This window comes from Thermocatellispora tengchongensis (genome assembly GCF_014202315.1).
In the GTDB taxonomy this organism is placed as follows: domain Bacteria; phylum Actinomycetota; class Actinomycetes; order Streptosporangiales; family Streptosporangiaceae; genus Thermocatellispora; species Thermocatellispora tengchongensis.
The window spans coordinates 372,033-393,208 of sequence record NZ_JACHGN010000005.1 but is presented as its reverse complement, the minus strand read 5'-3'; the positions used below and the strand labels follow the sequence as shown (position 1 = coordinate 393,208).

Below are 21,176 nucleotides of genomic sequence, written 5' to 3'. Positions count from 1 at the left end.
CTACAGCAGGAAGAGCTGCTGGTAGAAGGCCAGCTCGGCGGCCAGGGCGGCGCTGCGGGTCTCGGTGCGGCGGAAGCCGTGTGATTCGCCCTCGAAGGTGAGGTACGTGCACGGCACCCCGCGCGCGTCGAGGGCGGCGGCGAACGCCTCCGACTGCGAGGCGGGCACGACCGGGTCGTCCAGGCCCTGCATCAGCAGCATGGGGCAGGTGATGCCCTCGACGCGGCCCAGCGGCTCGCGGGCGGCGTACACGGCGGGGTCGGGAGGCCCGGCCAGCCACTCCATGTAGCGCGACTCGAAGTCGTGCGTGGCGGCGGCGAGCGGGGCCAGCGCGCTCACGCCGTAGTAGGAGACCCCGCCGGCGAACACGGTGGAGGCGCAGCAGGCGGCCATGGCGGTCCAGCCGCCCGCGCTGCCGCCCCGGATCGCGATCCGCGCCGGGTCGGCCAGCCCCTCGGCGGCCAGCCACTCGGCCGCGGCGATCACGTCCTCGACGTCCACGATGCCCCACTGGCCGCGCAGCCGCTCGCGGTAGGCGCGGCCGTAGCCGCTGGACCCGCCGTAGTTGACGTCGATGACACCGATGCCGCGGCTGGTGAAGAACGCCTTCTCCAGGTCCAGCGCGGTGGAGCTGTGCGCGGTTGGACCGCCGTGCGCGAACACGACGTACGGCGGCGGGCCCCCGTCGCCGGTGACCTCGGGGTTGGCGGGCGGGTAGACGATCGCGTGCACGGATCGGCCGAGCCGGGTCTCGATCTCCACCGGCCGCGGGCGGGGCAGGTAGGCGACGTCGGGCAGCTCCTCGATGTCGCGGCGCAGCGCCTCGACGCGGCCGGTGACGAGGTCGAGCCGGACCACCGAGGACGGCACCGCCGCGCCGTACGCGACGCCGGCCAGGGTCGTGCCGTCGGCGGCCAGCATCGGCTGCCACCCGTCGTAGGGCACGTCGAGGTCGGTCAGGGCCCCGGTCTCGGGGTCGAGCAGGCCGAGCCGCAGATCCTCGCGCCCGTGCAGCACCGCCAGCCGCCCGTCGGCCAGCACCTCGTACGGACGGGTGCCCAGCACCCACGGCGGCAGCGCGAACTCCTCCTCCGCCGGGAACAGCGCCTGGGAGGAAGTGCCGAAGATGCCGATCTGGTACAGGTTCCACCACCCGGACCAGTCGGAGATCAGGTAGAGGTGCCGGTCGTCGCGCCAGCGCGGGGCGAGCACCGACTCGGACGAGCCGCCCTTGACGGTCCAGGAGTGGCCGTCGGCGAGGCGGGTGACCCGCAGCTCGGTGCCGCCCCAGGGCATGCGCGGGTGGTTCCAGCAGATGTAGGCCAGGTGCTCGCCGTCGGGGGAGATCGCGGGGGCGGCGTAGAAGTCGCTGCCCGTGACCCGCTCCCGAGGCTCGCCGCCGCCGGGCGCGAGCGGGTCGAGCGGGACCGACACGATCGAGCGGACGATCTTGCCGTCGTCGTGGTGCCGCTCGCACACGGCCCAGACCTCCTCGCCGTGCACCACCAGGTCGGCGTAGCGGACCCCGGCGGGGACGGAGGGCGGGGGAGTCAGCGGGCACGGCTCACCGTCGCCGGTGGCGGGGAGCAGGTAGAGGCGCTGGTCGGCCTGGTTGGCGAAGACCACGCCCCGGCCCGGCGCCACCGCGTAGGAGCGGCCGCCGTACTCGTGCACCCGCGACCGCGCGCTCCACGGGGCGGCCAGCAGCTCACGGCGGGAGCCGTCGGCCGAGCGGTGCACGATCGTGGTACGCCCGCCCTCGGACGGACGGTCCTCGGCCCACCACACCTCCTCGCCCAGGACGGTGGGGAACGCCAGCCGCAGCCCGGAGCGCGCGACGTCGGCGGTGCTGATCGGGGACGGCCACGAGGAATACGGCACGGCCGGCCGTTCCGGCGACGGCGCGGCGGACTGCTCGGGGGACATAGCCGCATCCTGCCGGAAATCCGCGCCGCGTGTGGCCGATAGCGGCGCGTGTGCGGCGGGAGGCGTCCCCCGTACGCCGGGCGGGCCCGGCGTACGGGGGGAAACGGGTGTATCGGGGACTGCTACTCGCTGCCCAGCGCCGCCGGGGCCGGGGGCCGGCCGCCCAGGCCGCCGGGGATGTTGGTCGGGGCGACCGGGGGCGCCGCGGTCTTCTTGCTGCGCCTGCTGCGCCGCTCCAGCCAGGTGGCCAAAGCGCTGAGCAGCATGTTCAGCAGGATGTAGATGGCGCCGATGACGATCGCCGCCGAGATGAGCGTGTCGGCGGGGCGGAAGTTCGGCGGGATGATCCGGAAGCCCATGCTGAGCAGATCGACGTAGGAGATGATGAAGCCCAGCGCGGTGTCCTTCAGCAGCACCACGAGCTGGCTGACGATCGCCGGCATCATCGCGGTCACCGCCTGCGGCAGCAGGATGCGCCACAGCACGCCGGTCTTGCGCAGCCCGATCGCGTACGCCGCCTCCGACTGGCCCTTGGGCACGGCCAGCACGCCCGCGCGCACGACCTCGGCCAGCACCGACCCGTTGTACAACGTCAGCCCGGCGACCAGCGCGAACAGGACGTAGTCGCCGCCGCCGAGCAACTGCGGCATCACGTAGAAGATGAAGAAAATCAGCAGCAGCAGCGGGATGGCGCGGAAGACCTCCACCACGACCCCGGCCGGGACGCGGATCCAGGCGTGGTCCGACAGCCGGGCCAGGCCGAAGATCGCGCCGAAGGCCAGCGCGCACACCGCGGCGAGGCCGGCGGCGACGAGCGTGCCGCGCAGGCCGGGCAGGATGAAGTCGGTCCAGACCCTGGGCTGGATGAACGGCTCCCAGACCTCCGCCTGCCACTGGCCCTTCTGCTCGAACTTCGAGTAGATGAAGTAGCCGATCGCGGCGAGCGCGACGAGCCCGATCGCGGTGAGCAGGTGGTTGCGCAGCCGCCCCCGGGGGCCGGGCGCGTCGAACAGGACGTTCGCCCGGTTCATCGGGCCACCGCCAGCTTGCGCGACAGCCAGCCGGTGAACAGGCCGATCGGCAGCACCACGGCCATGAACGCCAGCGCGATCCCGATGAAGATCGGAATCGACACGCCCGTCTTGTCGAAGGTGTCCTTCATGGCGAACGCCACGTCGGCGAGGTAACCGGCGGCGACGGCGACCGTCGTGTTCTTGATCATCGCGATCATCACGCTGCCCAGCGGCGCGATCACGGCCCGGAACGCCTGCGGCAGGATGATCAGCCGCAGCGACTGCGAGAACGTCAGCCCGATCGCCCGCGCGGCCTCGGCCTGCCCGAACGGCACGGTGTTGATGCCCGCGCGCAGCGCCTCGCAGACGAACGTGGCGGTGTAGAGCGACAGGCCCATGGTCACCAGCAGGAAGCCGTTGGTGCTCGGATTCTGGGAGAAGACCAGGCCCATCTTGTCGCTGAGCCCGAGCGCGCAGAACGCCAGCAACAGCGTGAGCGGTGTGTTGCGCACGATGTTGACGTACGCGGCGCCCGCCGCGCGCAGCACCGGGGTGGGCGAGACGCGCATCGCCACCAGGACCGTGCCCAGGATCAGCGACAGGACCGCGGAGGCCAGGGCGAGCTGCATGTTCACCGCGAAGCCCCGCGCGAGGTCCGGGGCGTATCTGATCAGTTCATCCATCGTGCTCCAGCCACGGGGACGGCGGCGGCCGGTGACCCAGGGCCGGGCCACCGGCCGCCGTACGTATCGGCGTCTTGGCGTCGATGTCGGAGATGACTACGAGCAGCCCTCGAACGCGGGCGCGGCGGTCGGCGGGGTCAGGCCCTTCGCCTTGCCGAACCACTTGTCGAACAACTGCTTGGCCGTGCCGTCGGAGTACATCTTGGTGATGGCCGCGTTGACGGCCTCGCAGGTCTTGATGTCGCCCTTCTTCAGGCCGACGCCGTACTTCTCGTCGGTGAACGGGTCACCGAGGATCTTGAAGTCTCCGCCCTGGGCGGCGAAACCGGCCAGGATCAGGTCATCGGTGGTGACCGCGTCCAGGTTGTTGCCGCTGAGCTTGGAGATGCACTCGGAGTAGTTGTTGGCGCCCACGAGCTGGGCGTCGAGGTCGAGCTTGCCGTCCGGCGGCGGGTCGGTGATCCGCTTGTAGGAGTTGGAGCCGGCCGCCTGGCAGATGCGCTTGCCCTTCAGGTCGGTGGCCTTGGTGATGTCGGTGGCGTCGCTGCGCACCATCGTGTCCTGGTGGGCCACGATGTACGGCCCGCCGAAGGTCACCTTGCTCTTGCGCTCCTCGGTGATGGAGTAGGTGGCGAAGATGATGTCCACCGTGCCGTTCTGCAGGAAGGGCTCGCGGTTGGAGGACGCCGACTCCTTCCACTCGATCTGCACGTTCGGGTCGCCGGCGATCTCCTTGACGATGTACTTCGCGACGTCCACGTCGAAGCCCTGGGGCTCGCCGGTGCCGGAGGCCAGGCCGAGGCCCGGCTGGTCCCACTTGGTGCCGACGACGATGCGCTTGGTGTTCTTGACCTTGTCGACCACGGAGGTGGTGGCCTGGTCGGTGCCGCCGGTGGCCGCGGACTCGCCGCCGCCGTCAGTGCCGCAGGCGGCAAGCCCCATGGTCAGGGCGCCGGCCGCGGCCAGCACCACACTGATACGTCGTACCCGCATTTCCACCTCTTCTTCCGCTGATGTCGTTGTCAAGCCGATGAGCTTGTGAAGCGCGTTTCCGGCCTCCGACCGCCCGGGACGGCCGCCGGGATCGGCGAGGCCGGGAAGGTCAGTGCGTGAGGATCTTGGACAGGAAGTCCTTCGCCCGGTCGGTCCGGGCATTGGTGAAGAACTCGTCGGGCGTGTTCTGCTCCACGATCTGGCCGTCGGCCATGAAGACCACCCGGTGGGCCGCGCGGCGGGCGAAGCCCATCTCGTGGGTGACCACCACCATCGTCATCCCGTCGCGGGCCAGGCCGATCATCACGTCCAGGACCTCCTGCACCATCTCGGGGTCCAGCGCGGAGGTCGGCTCGTCGAACAGGATCATCTTGGGGTTCATCGCCAGCGCGCGGGCGATGGCCGTACGCTGCTGCTGGCCGCCGGAGAGCTGGGCGGGGTACTTCTGGGCCTGCGAGGCGATCCCCACGCGCTCCAGGAGCTCCATGGCCCGCTTCTCGGCCTCCTGCCGCGGCTTGCGCAGCACCTTCGTGGGCCCGAGCGTGACGTTCTCCAGGATCGTCTTGTGGGCGAAGAGGTTGAACGACTGGAACACCATGCCGACCTCGGAGCGCAGCCGCGCCAGCGCGGCGCCCTCGGCGGGCAGCGGCCGGCCCTCGAAGTAGATGGTGCCGCTGTCGATGGTCTCAAGCCGGTTGATGGTCCGGCACAAAGTGGACTTCCCCCCGCCCGAAGGGCCGATGACCACCAGCACCTCGCCACGATCCACCGTCAGATCGATGTCCCGCAGGACGTGCAGGTCCCCGAAGTGCTTGTTGACCGCTTCCAACCTGACGAGCGGAATCGCATCCCCGTTCTCCGTCATGGTCGTCAACGTTATGCATGCTTAGGGCACCCGTCACTAACCAAGGGGTACCGATCGGATCACAGGATGTCCAAGAGCTGGAGCCCCGTGTCAGTCAAACCATGTCAGATCGTAAGAACCGCGGTGATCCTCCGGACGCCTCCGGTGTGGCTGCCGCCGCCCGGGGGAGCGCCTAGTCTTGGAGTGCGATGAATGCCACCGACGAGAGCATCCGTACCTACGAGGTCAGGACCTACGGGTGCCAGATGAACGTGCACGACTCCGAGCGGCTCGCCGGCCTGCTGGAGGACGCCGGCTACGTCCGCGCGGGCGAGGGCGAGGCCGCCGACGTGGTCGTGTTCAACACCTGCGCCGTGCGCGAGAACGCCGACAACCGCCTGTACGGCAACCTCGGCCACCTGCGCCCCGCCAAGGTGCGCAACCCGCGCATGCAGATCGCCGTCGGCGGCTGCCTGGCGCAGAAGGACCAGGGCGAGATCGTACGCCGTGCGCCGTGGGTCGACGTGGTCTTCGGCACGCACAACATCGGCTCCCTCCCGGCGCTCCTCGAACGCGCCCGGGTTCAGCGTGAGGCCCAGGTCGAGATCAAGGAGTCGCTGGAGGTCTTCCCCAGCACCCTGCCGACCAAGCGCGAGTCGGCGTACGCCGCCTGGGTGTCGATCTCGGTGGGCTGCAACAACACCTGCACGTTCTGCATCGTGCCCTCGCTGCGCGGCAAGGAGAAGGACCGCCGCCCCGGCGACGTACTGGCCGAGGTCCGCGCGCTGGTCGAGCAGGGCGTGCTTGAGATCACCCTGCTCGGGCAGAACGTCAACACCTACGGCGTGGAGTTCGGCGACCGGTTCGCGTTCGGCAAGCTGCTGCGCGCCTGCGGCGACGTCGAGGGCCTGGAGCGGGTCCGCTTCACCTCGCCCCACCCGGCCGCGTTCACCGACGACGTGATCGCCGCCATGGCCGAGACCCCCAACGTCATGCACCAGCTCCACATGCCGCTCCAGTCGGGCTCCGACCGCATCCTGAAGGCCATGCGCCGCTCCTACCGCGCCGAGCGCTACCTCGGCATCATCGAGCGGGTCCGCGCCGCCATGCCCGACGCGGCCATCTCCACCGACATCATCGTGGGCTTCCCCGGCGAGACCGAGGAGGACTTCCAGGCCACCCTCGACGTCGTCCGCCAGTCGCGCTTCGCCAACGCCTTCACCTTCCAGTACTCCATCCGCCCCGGCACCCCCGCCGCCACCATGGACGGCCAGGTGCCCAAGGAGGTCGTCCAGGAGCGGTACGAGCGCCTCGTGGCCCTCCAGGAGGAGATCTCCTGGGCCGAGAACCGCGCCCAGGTCGGCAAGGTCGTGGAGGTCCTGGTCGCCGAGGGCGAGGGCCGCAAGGACGACGCCACCCACCGCCTGTCCGGCCGCGCCCCCGACAACCGCCTCGTCCACTTCACCCCCGGCGACGAGATCCCCCGCCCCGGCGACGTGGCCCAGGTCGAGATCACCTACGCGGCCCCGCACCACCTGGTCTCCGACACCCCCGCCAGATCCGTACGCCGCACCCGCGCCGGCGACGCCTGGGCCTCCCGCAACGCGACCCCCCAGCCCTCCGGCGCCAAGGGCGTCATGCTCGGCATGCCCACCATCGGCCGCCCCCCGTCCACCCCGTCCCCAGCCCACGCCTGCGCCCCCACCCCCTGACCCCCGGCGCCGGTCGGGCAGCGGGCGGCCTCACCCTCGCCCGACAGCGGCCGGCGCGAGGCACGGGGATGCGACCTGACCAGCCCCTGACCTCCACCCGGAGCCCTGAGGGCTCAGGCGGGGGCAGGTGCTCCCCGTTGCCCGAATCGCCGCGCTCGCCCATGCCGCGCAAGCTCGCCCATGGGCGGCGAGGCTTTTTCGGGCGAGGTGATTCCGGGGGAGATGAAAGAGCCGCCGCCCCGGCTCGGGATCGGGGCGGCGGCGGGGCCGGCCGTAGGGCCGGTGGATGTGGTGGGGGGTCACCCCTGGGTGGGAGTGGTCAGTTCGCGGGGCCCTGGGGGGCGATCCAGCCCGGAGGACCGTCGAACGGCCACTCGGACACCTCCTCTTCCTCCTGGTTCTGGTTCTGGTTCTTGGTGGTGCCGTCGCCGTTGTTCTTGCCGGCGCTGCCTCGCTGGGGCGCCTGCTCGTCGGTGCCGCGGTCGGTGCCGGTATCGGTGCCGCCGTCAGTGCCGCCGTCTGTGCCGCCGCCGGTTCTGGGGATGGTGTCGGTGGCGTCGGCGGGGAGGCCGTCGTCGCCGGAGCCGGTGTCCTTGTCCTTGTTCTTGTCCTTGCCGGCGTCGGCCGGGGTGTCGGCTTCCTGGGGCTGATCGTCGTCGCCGGTCGCGGCGCCGCTGTCGGTCGGTTGGCTTACCGGGGTGCCGCCGTCGTTCGCCGGTCTGGCGTCGTTGAGGACGGCGACGGCGATGCCGCCGCCCGCGAGGACGGCGACGAGGGCGCCCGCGGCAATGGCCAGGCCGCGCTTGCCCTTGGGTCCGCCCGTGCGCTTCGCCCTGGTCCTGGGACGGGGGCCGGGGGCGGGTCCGGAGCCCGGACCGTCGAGGTATTCGGTCGGGCCGTGCTGGTCGGGATGGCCCGTCGATGATCCAACGTGGCCTTGCATGAATGACAACTCCCTGCGGTCGTATCGGGGGAAACCTCCACGGCTTCCGAGGGTGCCCGACCACAGTAGCCGCAATAACGGAACCACTGCCCACCAATCACAGAGGAATCACGACTTGTCGTCTATTTCGGTGGTTGGGCAGGTCAGCGGCGGCGGACCCTCCCTCGGTGACCGGTCTCACGGCCCCGCGGCCCTCGCCGGTGAGAACGATCAATGGGAATTCCGCCGCCTCCCGGCGGCCCGCGATATGCCGCGCCGTACGCCGTGAAACCCCACTTCGGTGCCGCTTCTCGCCCCTGCCGCGCCCGGCTTACGGACGGCCGAAACGGGCGGTGCGAGGCCGTCGGATCGCGCCGGTCGCGGTCGGGGTAGCGTGGAACGGTGATCGTCGCCGCCGCCGTGTGCCCGCATCCGCCGCTGATCGTGCCCGAGCTGGCGGGCCGGGCCGCGGGCGAGCTGGACAACCTGCGGCTGGCCTGCGGCCGGGTGCTGCGCTCCCTGGTACGCACCGAGCCCGACGCCCTGATCGTGGTGGGCGGCGCCGCCGGGGGCGGAGGGCGTCCCGCGACCGTGATGTACCCGCCCGACGCCGCCGGATCGTTCGCGCCCTGGGGCGTGGACGTGCGCGTCGGCGACGGCGCGCCGGTGCTGCCGCTGTCCCTGGCCGTCGGGCGGTGGCTGCTGGAGCGGGAGGGGGTGCACGGCCGGGTGACCGGGTTCCAGGCGGTGGCGTTCGACGCCCCGCCCGAGGCGTGCGCCAGGCTGGGACGGCGGCTGGCCGGTACGGCCCCCCGGGTGGCGCTGCTGGTCATGGCCGACGGCTCGGCCTGCCTGAGCGAGAAGGCCCCCGGCTACCTCGATCCGCGCGCCCGCTCCTACGACGACCACGTCCGGCACGTGCTCGAAGGCGCCGACACCCAGGCGCTGGCGGCGCTCGACCCGGAGGAGGCCGAGGAGCTGTCCTTCGCGGGCAGGGCGGCGCTGCAGGTGCTGGCCGGGGCCGCGTGCGACGCCCGCGAGCGGGGCGGCTTCCGGGAGCGGAAGGTCTACTACGAGGAGCCGTACGGCGTGGGCTACTTCGTCAGCCTGTGGACCCGCCGCGCCGACGCCCCCTGAGCGGGCTCAGCGGGCGCGTCTGGGCACCCGGATGCGGTCCAGGTCGTGGGCGAGGGTGATGGGGCCGGAGTAGCTCGCCGCGGCCTCGGCCAGGAAGCGGGGCTCGTCGTTCACGTCGTACCGCTCGGAGAAGTGGGTGAGCACGAGGTGGCGCACGCCCGCCTCGGCCGCGATCCGGCCCGCCTGGGCGGCCGTCAGGTGGCCGTACTGCTCGGCGAGCGCGGCCTCCGGCGACAGGAACGTGGACTCGATCACCAGCAGGTCGGCGCCCTCGGCGAGCGGGGCGATGCCCTCGCACTCGCGGGTGTCCATGATGAACGCCATGCTCTGCCCGGGGCGCGGCTCGCTGCACTCCTCCAGCGTGACCGTCGAGCCGTCGGGGGCCACCACCGCGCCCTCCCGCTGGAGCCGCCCGACCAGGGGCCCGCGCACCCCCCGGGCCTCCAGCCGCTCGGGCAGCATGCGCCGCCCCTCGGGCTCCTGCACCCGGTAGCCGTACGCCTCGACCGGGTGCGACAGCAGGCGCGCGGTGAGCGTCAGCTCCCCGGCCCGCAGCTCCGCCACCGGCCCGGACAGCGGCCGTTCGGCGATCACGTCGGTGTCGCCGAACACGGCGGCGTGCCGCAGCCGCCGCCAGTACGTCTCCCCGCTCGCGGGGAACGTGGCCGTGACGGTGTGCGGCACCTTGTCGCGCGCGATGCGCTGGACCACCCCCGGCACCCCCAGGCAGTGGTCGCCGTGCATGTGCGTCAGGCAGATCCAGGTGATGTCGTGCGCGCTCAGCCCGGCCAGCACCATCTGCCGCTGGGTCCCCTCCCCGGGGTCGAACAGGAACCCCTCGCCGTCCCACATCAGCAGGTAGCCGTTGTGGTTACGCCGCCGGGTGGGCACGGCGCTGGACGTGCCGAGCACGACAAGCTCACGAAGCGACACAATCCCCGATGCTAGGCGTTCCCGCGCCTTCAACGCCGATGGGAGGCGAGCAGGCGTTCCCAATCCCGAAACCGCGCTCGCAGATCCCCCACCTCGTCCCGGCCGAGCCCGTGGTGAGTCAGGGCCTGGTCCGGGATGCGCCGCAGGGCCGACAGGGCGCAGGCGAACATCCCGCGTTCGAAGCCCGGGTCGGCCTCTGCGGCAAGGCGCATCAGGTCGTCCGGCGTGTAACGCCCGCTGCGAAGCACAGCGTAGATGTCGACGAAGTCGCGTACCTCGGCCCTGCCATACAGCGCGGCGACCGCGCCTGCACGGCGTAACCCCCGGCGAGGGCGAAACCGAAGCGCTCGATGGCGGCGAGGCCGACTCTCGTTGCGAGTTCGTGCAGCGCGTCCATGCTTGTCAGGCTGCTCGGGTGAGGTCGGAGAAGCGGGACTCCCAGGCCTGGCGGGCGCGATGGGGGAGGAAGATCCGGCGCCACAGGCGCTTGAGGACGGCGGCGTTCAGGAGGCGGAGGTCTTCCGGGCGGACGGCTTCGCGGATCACGCGTTCGTACATCAGGCCGGCTTGGGCCTCGTCCGACAAGTCGTAGGTGTGCTGCTCGGACCAGTCGAGGTGGCTGGGCAGCGTGACGACGCCCGCGGTGGGGCCGGTCAGCTCGCCGAGATGGTCGGGCACCACGTATGCGCGGTGGTCGGCGTAGCGCGGCCTGGAGGTCATGGTCCCAGTGTGCCCGCTGGAGCGCTCCCCTCGCATGCCGGGCGTACGATGTGGGGCGGGATGGGGGTGTTGTGGCATGGGGTCGGTGGCGTTCGGGGCGGTGGGGACGCCGCTGGGGGAGTTCCTGGTGGCCGTGACCGAGGACGGGGTGGCCGCCACCGGGTTCCGCGACTCCGACGGGGAGCGGCGGCGGATCGCGGCGCGGCTGGGCCTGGACGAGGTGGCCGACGAGGCGCGTACGGCCGTGGCCCGCGCCGAGATGGCGGCGTACTTCGCGGGGGAGCTGACCCGGTTCTCGGTTCCGGTCGACTGGCGGCTGACGTCGCGGGCGCAGCGGCGGGTGCTGGGCACCCTGTACGAGCGCGTGCCGTACGGCAGGACCGTCACCTACGGTGAGCTGGCGGAGCTGAGCGGCAGCGGCGTGCCCGCGCGGGGCATCGGCTCGATCATGGGGTCGAACCCGATCCCGGTGCTGGTGCCGTGCCACCGGGTCGTGGCCGGCAACGGGCTGGGCGGGTTCAGCGGCGGCGACGGGGTGGAGTCCAAGCGGTGGCTGCTGACCCTGGAGGGCTATCTGCAGCCGACCCTCGACTGGGAGATGTGACCTCGGGGCGCTGACAGACTGGGGGTGTGGGACAGCCAACGCCAGTCGTCGCCGTGGTCGGACCGACCGCGGCCGGGAAGTCCGATCTCGCCGTGGAGCTGGCGCTCCGGCTCGGCGGGGAGGTCGTCAACGCCGATTCCATGCAGTTCTACCGGGGCATGGACATCGGCACGGCGAAGTTGTCCCCGGCCGAGATGCGCGGCGTGCCGCACCACCTGCTGGACATCTGGGACGTGACCCGGCCGGCCAGCGTCGCGGAGTTCCAGCGGCTGGCGCGCCCGATCCTGGACCGGCTGCTCGGCGAGGGCGTGGTGCCGATCCTGGCCGGCGGCTCGGGCCTGTACGTCCGCGCGGTGCTCGACGACCTGGAGTTCCCCGGCACCGATCCCGAGATCCGCGCCCGGCTGGAGGCCGAGCTGGAGCGCTCGGGGCCCGCCCCCCTGTACGAGCAGCTGCGCGGCCTCGACCCGACGGCCGCGGCGGCGATCCTGCCGAGCAACGGGCGCAGGATCGTGCGGGCGCTGGAGGTGATCGAGCTGTCGGGACGGCCGTTCTCGGCCACCATGCCGTCGTACGACGCGGTCTACGACAGCGTGCAGATCGGGCTGGACGTGCCGCGCCCGGTCCTGGACGAGCGCATCGCGCTGCGCGTCCACCGGATGTGGGAGTCGGGGCTGGTGGAGGAGGTGCGGGCGCTGGCCGCGCGCGGCCTGGCCGAGGGGCGTACGGCGAGCCGGGCCCTCGGGTACGCCCAGGTGCTGCGCTTCCTGTCCGGGGAATGGACCGAGGAGCAGGCCATGGAGGAGACGATCCGGGCGACCCGGCGCTTCGCCCGCCGGCAGGAGTCGTGGTTCCGGCGCGACCCGCGCGTGACCTGGCTTCCGTACGACGCGCCCGATCTGGTGGAGCTGGCTGTCGATAGGGTGAGGACATGCGGTTCGTAAAGGGGCACGGCACCGAGAACGACTTCGTCATCCTGCCCGATCCCGACAATGAGATCGACGTCACGGCGGCGATGGTGGCGGCGCTGTGCGAGCGCCGGGCGGGCATCGGCGGCGACGGCGTGCTGCACGTGGTGCGCACCAAGCTGGCGCCCGAGGTCGCCCACCTCGCGGGCGAGGCGGAGTGGTTCATGGACTACCGCAACGCCGACGGCAGCATGGCCGAGATGTGCGGCAACGGCGCGCGGGTGTTCGCCCGCTACCTGGTCGACTCGGGGCTGGCCCAGCCGGGCGAGCTGCCGATCGCGACCAGGGGCGGCGTCAAGCTGGTGCGCCTGGGCGCCGAGGGCGACGTCACGGTCGACATGGGCCTGCCGCGCATCCTGGGCGAGAGCAGCGCCACGCTCGGCGGCCACGAGTACACCGGCCTGCACATCGACCTCGGCAACCCCCACCTGGCCTGCGTGGTCGGCGATCCGGTCGCCCAGGTCGACCTGACCCACCAGCCCGGCTTCGACACCACGATCTTCCCGACCGGGGTGAACGTCGAGCTGGTCAACGCGGTGGGCCCGCGCCGCGCGGTGATGCGCGTGTACGAGCGCGGCTCCGGCGAGACCCGCTCCTGCGGCACCGGCGCGGTGGCCGCCGCCCTGGCCGCGGCCCACCTGACCGGCGAGACCACGGGGAGCTGGGCGGTCGAGGTGCCGGGCGGCCTGCTCACCGTCACGCTGGAGGCCGAGACCAGCTACCTCACCGGCCCCGCCGTGCTGGTGGCCCACGGCGAGCTGGTGCTGCCCTAGCCTCCGGGGGGTATTGCAGAACCTTGTTCTGCCCCGCCATGCTGGGTTCATCATTCGAACCGAGGAGGGGTGGCATGGCGGACCCACGTCACACGGCGGCGGCGGTCAAGGACGCGATCGGCGTCCTCGGCGGCGGCTTCATGATGTCGCGCGAGGCGAAGGCCCTGTGCGAGCAGAACGGGCTCGGCGGGCGCGAGATGTACTTCCGCGGCCGGTGCGGCGTGCTCGGCGAGGTGGACGCCGACGTCGTGACGGCCGCGTGCGTGTTCTTCCCGGCCGGGCACGTCCGCGAGTCCTGGGAGGGCGGCCGGTCCCTGCCCGCGGACAAGGCCGCCGACATGTACGCCTCCGCCTGCCACGCCTGGGGGCGGCGCAGACTGGGCGGCTTCGACGGCTGCGCGAGGCTGGCCGGCCTGCTCGAACCCGTGATCGCCGAGGCGAGCGTGCTCGGCGCGCCGCTGTTCGCCGGCTGGCGCGCGCTGCCGCCGCCGCCGGACGCGCCCGCGCGGGCCGCGCACATGCTGCACGTGGCCCGCGAGCTGCGCGGGGGCGTGCACGGGATGGCGGTGCTCTCGCTGGGCCTGTCGCCGCTGGAGGCGACGCTGGTCGGCACCCACTTCGGCAGCCCGACCGGCCTGGCCGACGGCGTCGCCATGGCCCGCTTCCTGCAGTGGCCCGAGCCGTACCCCGAGCCGTCCGCCCGCGCCGTCGAGCTGCGGGCGCGGGCGGAGGAGCTGACCGACGAGCTGCTCGCCCCCGCCTTCGCCGTCCTGGACGACGCACAGGCCGGCGAGCTGATCGAGCTGCTGGGCCGGGCCCGCGGCCTGTGACCGCCCGATCGGATCACCCCGTCCGAACGGGATGACCGCCGATCGGGATGACCGCCAATCAGGATGACAGGGACGTATCGCGCAGGACAGGGCCCGGATGGGCCGCGCCGTTTGGGACACGCCCGCCGACCTGGCAGACTGGCTGCCCATGGACGTGGACATCTGGGCCTGGGTCGGCGACACCCAGCGGCAACTTCACGGAGCCGGAAACGCCGGTCTGGCCATCGCGCTGGGCGACATCCCCGCGCAGGCGTACGAAGGCCGGTACTCCCAGCTCGACGTCGTGGCGCCCGCGGTGGCGAATCAGGCCGAGAGCATGGAGCTGCCCTGGCTTGAGTTCTACGCCCGCTACTGGCACCTGATCGGCCGCATCGGCGACCGTGCGCAGGGCGCGGTCGCGCTCAAGGACGCGGCGGAGCTGGTCGCGTTCGCCGAACGCGAAGACGTCCGCGACTGCCCGTCGGTGCCGGCCGCCTACGAGGCCCTCGCGGTCGCCCAGGCCAACGCCGACGGTCCGGGCTACGCCGAGGAGCGGCTGGCCATGCTCGGCGCCAGGCTCGCCGACGTCGAGCCCGGCTCCCCGGCCTTCGCCGGGCTGACCACCCAGTACGTCGCCGGCCTGCTCGACTCGGGCAAGGCCGACGAGGCCGTCGCCTACGCCGAGTCGGCCATCGACCGGCTGCGCGCCGCCGAGCTGGAGGCGAGCTGGGAGCTCGCCGCCGTCTCCGCCCGCGCCCTGCTCGCCGCCGGCCGCGCCGAGGACGCGCTGGCCGCGCTCGACGCCGCCACCGGCTTCAAGCCCGACGACCCGATCGCCAAGCCGCACCGCGAGGGCGTGCTGCGCGCCCGTGTGCTCGGCACGCTGGGCCGCACCGCCGAGGCGGTGGAGGCGCTGCCCGACCTGGACGTGGTGGGCGACCACCCGCGCTCGTTCGTCGAGTGGGCCGAGACCGTGCGCCTGCTGGCGGGCTCCGAGCAGATCGCCAACACCTGGCAGCTCGGCCGGGTGCTGCGCCAGTGGATCGACTACTTCGCGATGATGGGCGGCTACCGCGCCCGGGTGGAGCTGGCCCTGATCGCCGGTGAGATGGCCCTGGCCCGCCAGGGCGTCTGGCAGGCCCGCGCCCTGGCCGACATCGCCGAGACCGGGCTGGCCGAGCTGAAGACCACCGAGGGGCTGCCCGAGCGCATCGCCGAGCTGCGCGCCGCCGCCGACGCCACCACCCCGCTCCCGCCGCCGGGCGAGGAGGCGGAGCTGGTCGGGCTGTTCGACGCCGCCGACGGCTTCAACGCCGACCCCGAGCGCTGGGTCGGCTGGCTGGCCCCCCTGTCGGGCAAGGACCTGGAGGCCACCCGCCGCCACACCACGACGCTGGGCTTCCTCGGCTATCCGGCGCGCGGCGCCGACATCTATTGGACCATGCTGGTCGAGGGCGACCGCCTGGGCGACGCCGCCGACGACGACGTGGCCTACCTCGCGGGCCTGCTCATCGAGGCGCGCCAGGACGAGCGGCTGGAGCAGTTCGCCGCCCGGCTGCCGGAGGCGCAGCGGCACCTCACGCTGGCCCGGCTGCACCGGGCGCGCGAGCGCTGGCCCGAGACCATGGCCGAGGCCGAGAAGGCCCTGGAGGCCGGCGCGGGCCTCGACGCGCGCAGGCTCTACTCCGGCGCCGCGCAGCAGCTCGACGAGAACGCCAAGGGCGCCAAGGTGCTCGCCGACGTGCTCGACTCCGGCGAGCTGGAGGACGAGGACGTCTGGCGCATGATCGTGCTGGCCACCTCCGCCGAGGATTGGGCCACCGTCCGCCGTGGCGCCGCCAAGATCGGCATGCCGATCGAGCCGGGCGAGGGTCCGATCGAGCAGGAGATGGGCCTGATCCGGGTGATCCTGCCCGCCCCCGACGGCAGCCAGCGGCAGGTGATCAGCGTCCGCACCGGCCCGGCCACCGCCCGCCTGGCCATCCCGCAGCCGCCCGGCATGGACTACAACGCGGGCGACCTCGTCGTCTTCGACCCGCAGCTCCTGGAGCCCGTGCCCGACGACCCGCAGGAGCGCGAGAGCTTCGTGCCGCCGTTCGCCGCGGTGCGCATGCTCCGCCCCGGCGGCTACACGAGCTGGTTCTTCGACGGCGCCGCGCCGAGCGAGCACGACTGGGCCGAGTTCAACGAGGTCCTGGCCGAACGCGGCTGGCCGATGTGGGTCTACAGCGACGAGAACTACACCGTGACCCACCCGACCAGCGGCGAGCGGCTGCCCGGCGTCTTCGGCTGGGTGGCGGTGCCGCCGAACGTCAGCCCGGTGGAGGTCGACGCCCTGCTCGACGACGCCACCGAGCGCTGGGTGCACCCGCTGGCCTGGCTCGACCTGGCCCGCGAGGTCGGCGTCGAGGTCGAGCGGCACGAGCGCATCGTCAAGGAGTACGGCCTGTAGGCCGGATGTTTCACCGAGGCCCGCGGGGGCCGGCCGTCACGCCGCCCCCGCCACGGCCGTCTCGGGCAGGGGGTAGCCGGGCAGCTCGATCGCGTCGGCGCCGCGTGCGATCATCGCGCGCACCAGGCCCTTGCCCGGCATCAGCCCCATCATGCGGAAGGTCTGCTCGCGCATCCAGATCTGCCGCCGCCGCTTCGGCACCAGGTAGGTGTCGATGCCCCGCGCCTGCTTGTGGCACACGGCGGCGTACGGGCGGATGCGCTCCTCGTAGCGGGCGAAGGCGCGCCGGTGGTCGCCCCCGGCCGCGGCCAGCTCGCCCGCCAGCACGTACGCTCCGATGAGCGCCAGCCCGGTGCCCATGCCGCCCGGCCCCGGCCCGTACGCGGCGTCGCCGAGCAGCACGACCCGGCCGCGCGAGTAGCGGTCCAGCCGCACCTGCTCGGCGGCGTGGAAGTAGAAGTCCTCCGCCTCCCGCATCGCCCGCAGCAGGGCCGGCACGTGCCAGCCGGCGCCGGCGAACGCCTCCTCGCACAGCCGCCGCTGGGCCTCGGTGTCGCGGTGGTCGTGCGGGATCGGCGGTGAGGCGAAGTCGAGCGTGCCGGTGACCCGGTCGCCATGGGCGTACATGCCGGCGGTCAGGCCCGGGGCGCTGTACATGACGCCGCGGTCGCGCAGCCCCAGGGGGTTGGGGGCGGTGAACGACGCGCCGTACACGCCGAGGTGGTGCACGCCGCCGGGGCCGAAGGCCAGCTCGCGGACCGTGGAGCGGATGCCGTCGGCCCCGGCGACCAGGTCGAAGGTCCGCGGCGCCGAGCGCTCGAAGGCGACCCGGACGCCCTCGGGGGTCTCGGTGAGCGAGATGGCCGAGTCGCCGAAGACGTACTCGGCGGAGTCGCGGGTCGCGTCGTACAGGACGCGGGCCAGGTCGCCGCGCAGGATCTCGACGTCGCCGCTCATGACCGCGGCCGGGAGCGTGGCCCGGCGCCGCCCGGCGGCATCGACGAGGGTGACCGCCCCCATGCCGGTCTGCCTGCGGCGCACCTCTTCGAGCACGCCCATCCGCTCCAGCACGCCGAGCTGGGCCCGGCCCCGGAAGTCCACGGCGTGCCCGCCCTCGCGCGGGCGCGGGGCCCGCTCCACGACGGTGACCCGCCAGCCGCTCCGGCTCAGCCACAGGGCGAGGGCGGGCCCGGCGACGCCGGCCCCGCAGATCAGTGCGCTGCGCATGTCCTGCTCCTTCGTACGGTGTCTTCGGATACACCGTACAAACACATAAAAGCACTGTAAACAGGGAGTTTTTCAGCGTAAGGCACTAGTGCACCGCTATAGTGCACTAGTATGACCGCGCCCTACCTGCGGATCGTCGCCGACATCCGCCGCCGGATCGCCGCCGGCGAGTTGCGTCCCGGCGACCGCGTCCCGTCCACCCGGCAGATCACCCGCGAGTGGGGGGTCGCCATGGCCACCGCCACCAAGGCGCTCACCGCGCTGCGGCAGGAGGGCCTGGTCCGGGCCGTCCCCGGCGTGGGCACCGTCGTCGCGCCGGCCCCCGAGGGACGCGCGCCCCGGGCCCCGGCGGCCCCGCCCGACCGGGCGCGGGTGGTGCGGACGGCGGTCGAGATCGCCGACGCCGAGGGACCGGGCGCCCTGTCCATGCGCCGCCTGGCCGCCGAGCTGGGCGTGCCCACCATGTCGCTTTACCGGCACGTCCGCGACAAGGACGAGCTGATCCTGCTCATGGCCGACGCCGTCTACGCCGAGGAGGCCGGCCCGCCGATCCCCGAGACGGCGGGCTGGCGCGACCGCCTGGAGGCCCTGGCGCGGGTGGAGTGGGAGCGCTACCGGCGCCACCCGTGGCTGATCGCGACGGTGTCCTTCAGCCGGCCCGCGCTGGTGCCCGCCGGGATCGCGCGCACCGAGCGGGTCGTGCGCGCGGTGTCGGGCCTGGGCCTGGATGCCAACACCGTGCTGCACATCGCGACCAGCGTCTTCGCGTACGTACGCGGCGTGGCCGCCGACCTGGAGCCCGAGCAGCGGGCCCGCCAGGACACCGGCGTCACCGACGAGGAATGGCTCGAAGCCGAGCAGGCCGCCTTCGCCGAGACCATCTTCTCCGGCCGGTTCCCGGCGCTGGCCGAGGTGTACTCCCGGCCCGGCCTGGACCTCGACCTGGACAGCCTGTTCACCTTCGGCCTGGCCCGGCTGCTCGACGGTCTGGAGGCGTACGTCGCCCGCACCGGCGGCACGCCGTAGTCACGCGGTCTTTGCCCTGATCCGTGGCGTAGTGGGTACTGCTATACCTGGGTTTTGCGAAGTTTTGACCTAGGGAGCGTGTGAGGTGGGCGCACGGACGTTCGCCGCGGCGGTGGCCGCGGCGACGGTGCTGGCCGGGCTGGGCGGATGTGTGAGCGTCGATACGGCGAACCTGGACGAGCCGCGCGGCGACGGCGGGGGAGGGTCGTCGTCCGACGTGAAGGTGGACGTGGCCGAGGCGCGGGACAAGCTCGCCGGGCTGGAGGTCAAGGGCCGCGCCCCGATGACCGGCTTCGACCGCGACGAGTTCGGCCCCGCCTGGGCCGACGTGGACCGCAACGGCTGCGACACCCGCAACGACATCCTCAAGCGGGACCTGGAGGACGAGACCTTCAAGAAGGGCACGCACGACTGCATCGTGCTCACCGGCACGCTGCACGACCCGTACTCCGGCAAGACCATCGAGTTCCGGCGCGGCCAGGAGACCAGCCTTAAGGTGCAGATCGACCATGTGGTCGCGCTGGCCGACGCCTGGCAGAAGGGCGCGCAGCGGTGGCCCGAGGAGCGCCGCAAGGAGTTCGCCAACGACCCCGACAACCTGCTCGCGGTGGACGGGCCGCTCAACGGGCAGAAGGGCGCGGGCGACGCCGCGACGTGGCTGCCGCCGCGCAGGGGGTACCGGTGCGCGTACGTGGCCAGGCAGATCGACGTCAAGGCCGAGTACGAGCTGTGGGTCACCTCGGCCGAGAAGGCCGCCATGGAGCGCATCCTGGACGGCTGCTGACCCTCCCATGGCGGCCCCCGGCGGGGCTCAGTCGCGGTCGCGGTCGAACTTGACGATCTTGCCGGTGCTCAGGGAGACGTACACGTCGTACTCGTAGGCGCCTTTGACCAGTTCCACCTTGCAGGTGCGATGCCCGTGCTCCCATTCGCGCTCCACGTCGGTGACGCGGGCGCCCGGGACCTTCTTCTTGGCGATCTTCACCGCGGTCGCGCACGTGATCTGCCGCTCGGCCGCGGCGGTGGCCGCGCTCGCGGGGGTGAGGGCGGCGCCGCCCGCGAGGACGGCCGCGGCGGCGGTGCCGGCGATGATGAGCTTGCTATGTGTCTTCATGTCCCCCAGCGTGCCGGGGGCCGCGATAGCGGGGCGCTAGGTGATCGTTAAGACGGAGCTAAGGGGGCGAGCACGACCGTCACCCGGGCTCCCCGGCCGCCGGGGCCCGACCCGAGGGTGAGGCCGCCGCCCGCGGCCTCGGCCGTACGGCGGGCGATGTCCAGGCCGAGGCCGGTGGAGCCCGCGCCGCTGCTGCCGCGCTCCAGGCGGCCGGCCGGGAATCCGGGCCCCTCGTCGGCGACCTCCAGGGTCACGCCGGGCGCCAGGCGCACCGACAGCGGGGTGCCCTCGGGGGTGTGCGCGAACACGTTGCCCAGCAGGGCGTCCACGCACGCCGCCAGCTCCTCGGCGCCGAGCGCGACGGGCAGCGGCCCCGGGTGCAGGTCCAGGTCCATGCGCCGGTCCTGGTCCTCGGCCAGGGCGGACCAGAACGCCGCCCGCTCGGCGACCACCTCGGCCGCGTCGCACCGCTGCCGTCCGCCGGACCGCCGCCGCGCCTGGCCGATCACGGCCGTGACCGCCCGCTCCAGGTCGTCCGCCCGCGCGCCGATCCTGGCCGCCTCCTCCGGGTCGCGCAGCGACTCGGCGTCCAGCCGCAGCCCGGTCAGCGGCGTGCGCAGCCGGTGGGACAGGTCGGCGACGTTCTCCCGCTCCTCGTCCAGCAGCTCGCCGATGCGCCCGGCCAGGTGGTTCAGCGCCAGCGCGGTCGCCCTGGCCTCGGGGGGCCCGTCCGGCACCTCCGCCCGCGCCGACAGGTCGCCCGCGGCCAGGCGGTGCGACACCCCGGCGGTCGCGGTCATCGGGCGGGTCACCCGCAGGGCCAGCCGGTCGGCGACCGCGATGCCGATGCCGATCAGGGCCAGGCCGAGCGCGAGCATGCCGAGCCAGGTCTCGTACACGCCGCGGGTCAGGTCGGCCTCGCTGAGGAAGGCCCGCACCACGCTGGTGCCTCCGGGGCCGCCCTGGACCGCCACCAGGATCTCCCGGCCGCCGGGGGCGGCGGCGGAGAAGCTGCGCCCGCGCGCGGCCAGCTCCACCGCCGGGCTGCGCGGCGCGGGGGAGCCGACGGTGGTCCCGTCGGGCAGGAACACGGTGATCGGGTGCCCGCCGGCCTGGGTGGCGCGGGCCACGGTGAGCGCCAGCGCGTCGCGGTCCACCGAGCCCGCCACGACCGCGACCAGCTCGGCCTCGCCGGTGGCCCGGCCGACCGCGCCGTTCTCGGCCACCGCCCGCACCAGCAGGGCGAGCGGCACCAGCAGCGCGATCAGCACCAGCGACGTCGTCGCCGCCACCAGGGCCGCCAGCCATCTCCTCATGCCG

20 protein-coding genes are annotated in these 21,176 nt (G+C 73.1%); 9 read left to right on the top strand and 11 right to left on the bottom strand.

Features of this window, described 5'->3' with window-relative positions:
- From HNP84_RS13910 to HNP84_RS13890, 5 genes are all read right to left on the bottom strand, one after another.
- Nucleotides 1-1,926, bottom strand: coding sequence for a S9 family peptidase (locus HNP84_RS13910; RefSeq protein WP_185050076.1), 1,926 nt, complete (start codon nucleotides 1,924-1,926; stop codon nucleotides 1-3).
- Nucleotides 1,927-2,048: 122 nt separating this feature from the next.
- Nucleotides 2,049-2,957: an amino acid ABC transporter permease gene (locus HNP84_RS13905; RefSeq protein WP_185050075.1), complete on the bottom strand. Its 909-nt coding sequence runs from the start codon at nucleotides 2,955-2,957 to the stop codon at nucleotides 2,049-2,051.
- Nucleotides 2,954-3,622: an amino acid ABC transporter permease gene (locus HNP84_RS13900; RefSeq protein ID WP_185050074.1), complete on the bottom strand. Its 669-nt coding sequence runs from the start codon at nucleotides 3,620-3,622 to the stop codon at nucleotides 2,954-2,956. The genes HNP84_RS13905 and HNP84_RS13900 overlap by 4 nt, the downstream gene beginning before the upstream one ends.
- Before the next feature lie 96 nt (nucleotides 3,623-3,718).
- Nucleotides 3,719-4,615 carry a glutamate ABC transporter substrate-binding protein gene (locus HNP84_RS13895; protein ID WP_185050073.1) on the bottom strand — a complete coding sequence of 299 codons (897 nt, stop codon included), beginning with the start codon at nucleotides 4,613-4,615 and terminating at the stop codon, nucleotides 3,719-3,721.
- Between the two features lie 109 nt (nucleotides 4,616-4,724).
- Complete coding sequence (locus HNP84_RS13890; RefSeq protein ID WP_185050072.1) at nucleotides 4,725-5,480, bottom strand: amino acid ABC transporter ATP-binding protein; 756 nt, start codon at nucleotides 5,478-5,480, stop codon at nucleotides 4,725-4,727.
- Between the two features lie 188 nt (nucleotides 5,481-5,668).
- Between HNP84_RS13890 and miaB the strand changes: the two genes are divergently transcribed.
- On the top strand, nucleotides 5,669-7,171 hold the full coding sequence (gene miaB / locus HNP84_RS13885) for a tRNA (N6-isopentenyl adenosine(37)-C2)-methylthiotransferase MiaB (protein ID WP_185050071.1): 1,503 nt from the start codon (nucleotides 5,669-5,671) through the stop codon (nucleotides 7,169-7,171).
- Nucleotides 7,172-7,490: 319 nt separating this feature from the next.
- On the opposite strand, the gene HNP84_RS13880 is transcribed toward miaB, so the two are convergent.
- The gene (locus tag HNP84_RS13880; protein ID WP_185050070.1) at nucleotides 7,491-8,114 is read right to left on the bottom strand and encodes a hypothetical protein; all 624 of its coding nucleotides are present in this window, start codon (nucleotides 8,112-8,114) and stop codon (nucleotides 7,491-7,493) included.
- 381 nt (nucleotides 8,115-8,495) lie between these two features.
- On the opposite strand from HNP84_RS13880, the gene HNP84_RS13875 reads away from it, so the two are divergent.
- Nucleotides 8,496-9,230 (top strand): class III extradiol dioxygenase subunit B-like domain-containing protein, encoded by a 735-nt coding sequence (locus tag HNP84_RS13875; RefSeq protein WP_185050069.1) that lies wholly within the window; start codon nucleotides 8,496-8,498, stop codon nucleotides 9,228-9,230.
- Nucleotides 9,231-9,236: 6 nt separating this feature from the next.
- Here the strand turns inward: HNP84_RS13875 and HNP84_RS13870 are convergent, their stop codons facing one another.
- On the bottom strand, nucleotides 9,237-10,163 hold the full coding sequence (locus HNP84_RS13870; protein WP_185050068.1) for a ribonuclease Z: 927 nt from the start codon (nucleotides 10,161-10,163) through the stop codon (nucleotides 9,237-9,239).
- A gap of 402 nt (nucleotides 10,164-10,565) precedes the next feature.
- Nucleotides 10,566-10,883, bottom strand: coding sequence for a hypothetical protein (locus HNP84_RS13865; protein WP_185050067.1), 318 nt, complete (start codon nucleotides 10,881-10,883; stop codon nucleotides 10,566-10,568).
- A 76-nt stretch (nucleotides 10,884-10,959) separates the two neighbouring features.
- Here HNP84_RS13865 and HNP84_RS13860 point away from each other — a divergent pair, with 76 nt between their 5' ends.
- From HNP84_RS13860 to HNP84_RS13840, 5 genes are all read left to right on the top strand, one after another.
- Nucleotides 10,960-11,487 (top strand): methylated-DNA--[protein]-cysteine S-methyltransferase, encoded by a 528-nt coding sequence (locus tag HNP84_RS13860; RefSeq protein ID WP_185050066.1) that lies wholly within the window; start codon nucleotides 10,960-10,962, stop codon nucleotides 11,485-11,487.
- 53 nt (nucleotides 11,488-11,540) lie between these two features.
- A complete protein-coding gene (miaA, locus tag HNP84_RS13855; protein WP_376771876.1) occupies nucleotides 11,541-12,431 on the top strand; it encodes a tRNA (adenosine(37)-N6)-dimethylallyltransferase MiaA in 891 nt (296 codons plus the stop codon).
- Nucleotides 12,419-13,228, top strand: a complete 810-nt coding sequence (gene dapF / locus HNP84_RS13850) for a diaminopimelate epimerase (RefSeq protein WP_185050064.1) — start codon at nucleotides 12,419-12,421, stop codon at nucleotides 13,226-13,228. The genes miaA and dapF overlap by 13 nt, the downstream gene beginning before the upstream one ends.
- 74 nt (nucleotides 13,229-13,302) lie before the next feature.
- A complete protein-coding gene (locus HNP84_RS13845; protein ID WP_246518119.1) occupies nucleotides 13,303-14,058 on the top strand; it encodes an SCO6745 family protein in 756 nt (251 codons plus the stop codon).
- Between the two features lie 97 nt (nucleotides 14,059-14,155).
- Complete coding sequence (locus HNP84_RS13840; protein WP_246518118.1) at nucleotides 14,156-16,489, top strand: ATP-binding protein; 2,334 nt, start codon at nucleotides 14,156-14,158, stop codon at nucleotides 16,487-16,489.
- Nucleotides 16,490-16,525: 36 nt separating this feature from the next.
- Here HNP84_RS13840 and HNP84_RS13835 read toward each other — a convergent pair whose 3' ends face one another.
- On the bottom strand, nucleotides 16,526-17,716 hold the full coding sequence (locus HNP84_RS13835) for an FAD-dependent monooxygenase (RefSeq protein WP_185050063.1): 1,191 nt from the start codon (nucleotides 17,714-17,716) through the stop codon (nucleotides 16,526-16,528).
- Nucleotides 17,717-17,827: 111 nt separating this feature from the next.
- Here HNP84_RS13835 and HNP84_RS13830 point away from each other — a divergent pair, with 111 nt between their 5' ends.
- Together HNP84_RS13830 and HNP84_RS13825 are read left to right on the top strand one after the other, a co-directional pair.
- The gene (locus HNP84_RS13830; RefSeq protein WP_185050062.1) at nucleotides 17,828-18,742 is read left to right on the top strand and encodes a TetR/AcrR family transcriptional regulator C-terminal domain-containing protein; all 915 of its coding nucleotides are present in this window, start codon (nucleotides 17,828-17,830) and stop codon (nucleotides 18,740-18,742) included.
- Between the two features lie 85 nt (nucleotides 18,743-18,827).
- On the top strand, nucleotides 18,828-19,526 hold the full coding sequence (locus tag HNP84_RS13825; protein WP_312924711.1) for an HNH endonuclease family protein: 699 nt from the start codon (nucleotides 18,828-18,830) through the stop codon (nucleotides 19,524-19,526).
- A gap of 27 nt (nucleotides 19,527-19,553) precedes the next feature.
- Here HNP84_RS13825 and HNP84_RS13820 read toward each other — a convergent pair whose 3' ends face one another.
- Both HNP84_RS13820 and HNP84_RS13815 read right to left on the bottom strand, forming a co-directional pair.
- Complete coding sequence (locus tag HNP84_RS13820) at nucleotides 19,554-19,856, bottom strand: PepSY domain-containing protein (RefSeq protein ID WP_185050061.1); 303 nt, start codon at nucleotides 19,854-19,856, stop codon at nucleotides 19,554-19,556.
- A 47-nt stretch (nucleotides 19,857-19,903) separates the two neighbouring features.
- Nucleotides 19,904-21,172 carry a sensor histidine kinase gene (locus HNP84_RS13815; protein ID WP_185050060.1) on the bottom strand — a complete coding sequence of 423 codons (1,269 nt, stop codon included), beginning with the start codon at nucleotides 21,170-21,172 and terminating at the stop codon, nucleotides 19,904-19,906.
- Nucleotides 21,173-21,176: the final 4 nt, after the last annotated feature.

Bases quoted from the DNA above. Each gene is read 5' to 3' on its own strand.
- HNP84_RS13900 (WP_185050074.1), bottom strand. From the start codon at position 3,622: ATGGATGAACTGATCAGATACGCCCCGGACCTCGCGCGGGGCTTCGCG.
- HNP84_RS13895 (WP_185050073.1), bottom strand. From the start codon at position 4,615: ATGCGGGTACGACGTATCAGTGTGGTGCTGGCCGCGGCCGGCGCCCTG.
- HNP84_RS13815 (WP_185050060.1), bottom strand. From the start codon at position 21,172: ATGAGGAGATGGCTGGCGGCCCTGGTGGCGGCGACGACGTCGCTGGTG.
- HNP84_RS13840 (WP_246518118.1), top strand. From the start codon at position 14,156: ATGGGCCGCGCCGTTTGGGACACGCCCGCCGACCTGGCAGACTGGCTG.
- miaB (WP_185050071.1), top strand. From the start codon at position 5,669: ATGAATGCCACCGACGAGAGCATCCGTACCTACGAGGTCAGGACCTAC.
- dapF (WP_185050064.1), top strand. From the start codon at position 12,419: ATGCGGTTCGTAAAGGGGCACGGCACCGAGAACGACTTCGTCATCCTG.
- HNP84_RS13890 (WP_185050072.1), bottom strand. From the start codon at position 5,480: ATGACGGAGAACGGGGATGCGATTCCGCTCGTCAGGTTGGAAGCGGTC.
- HNP84_RS13910 (WP_185050076.1), bottom strand. From the start codon at position 1,926: ATGTCCCCCGAGCAGTCCGCCGCGCCGTCGCCGGAACGGCCGGCCGTG.
- HNP84_RS13820 (WP_185050061.1), bottom strand. From the start codon at position 19,856: ATGAAGACACATAGCAAGCTCATCATCGCCGGCACCGCCGCCGCGGCC.
- HNP84_RS13880 (WP_185050070.1), bottom strand. From the start codon at position 8,114: ATGCAAGGCCACGTTGGATCATCGACGGGCCATCCCGACCAGCACGGC.
- HNP84_RS13835 (WP_185050063.1), bottom strand. From the start codon at position 17,716: ATGCGCAGCGCACTGATCTGCGGGGCCGGCGTCGCCGGGCCCGCCCTC.
- HNP84_RS13860 (WP_185050066.1), top strand. From the start codon at position 10,960: ATGGGGTCGGTGGCGTTCGGGGCGGTGGGGACGCCGCTGGGGGAGTTC.
- HNP84_RS13830 (WP_185050062.1), top strand. From the start codon at position 17,828: ATGACCGCGCCCTACCTGCGGATCGTCGCCGACATCCGCCGCCGGATC.
- HNP84_RS13845 (WP_246518119.1), top strand. From the start codon at position 13,303: ATGGCGGACCCACGTCACACGGCGGCGGCGGTCAAGGACGCGATCGGC.
- HNP84_RS13905 (WP_185050075.1), bottom strand. From the start codon at position 2,957: ATGAACCGGGCGAACGTCCTGTTCGACGCGCCCGGCCCCCGGGGGCGG.
- HNP84_RS13865 (WP_185050067.1), bottom strand. From the start codon at position 10,883: ATGACCTCCAGGCCGCGCTACGCCGACCACCGCGCATACGTGGTGCCC.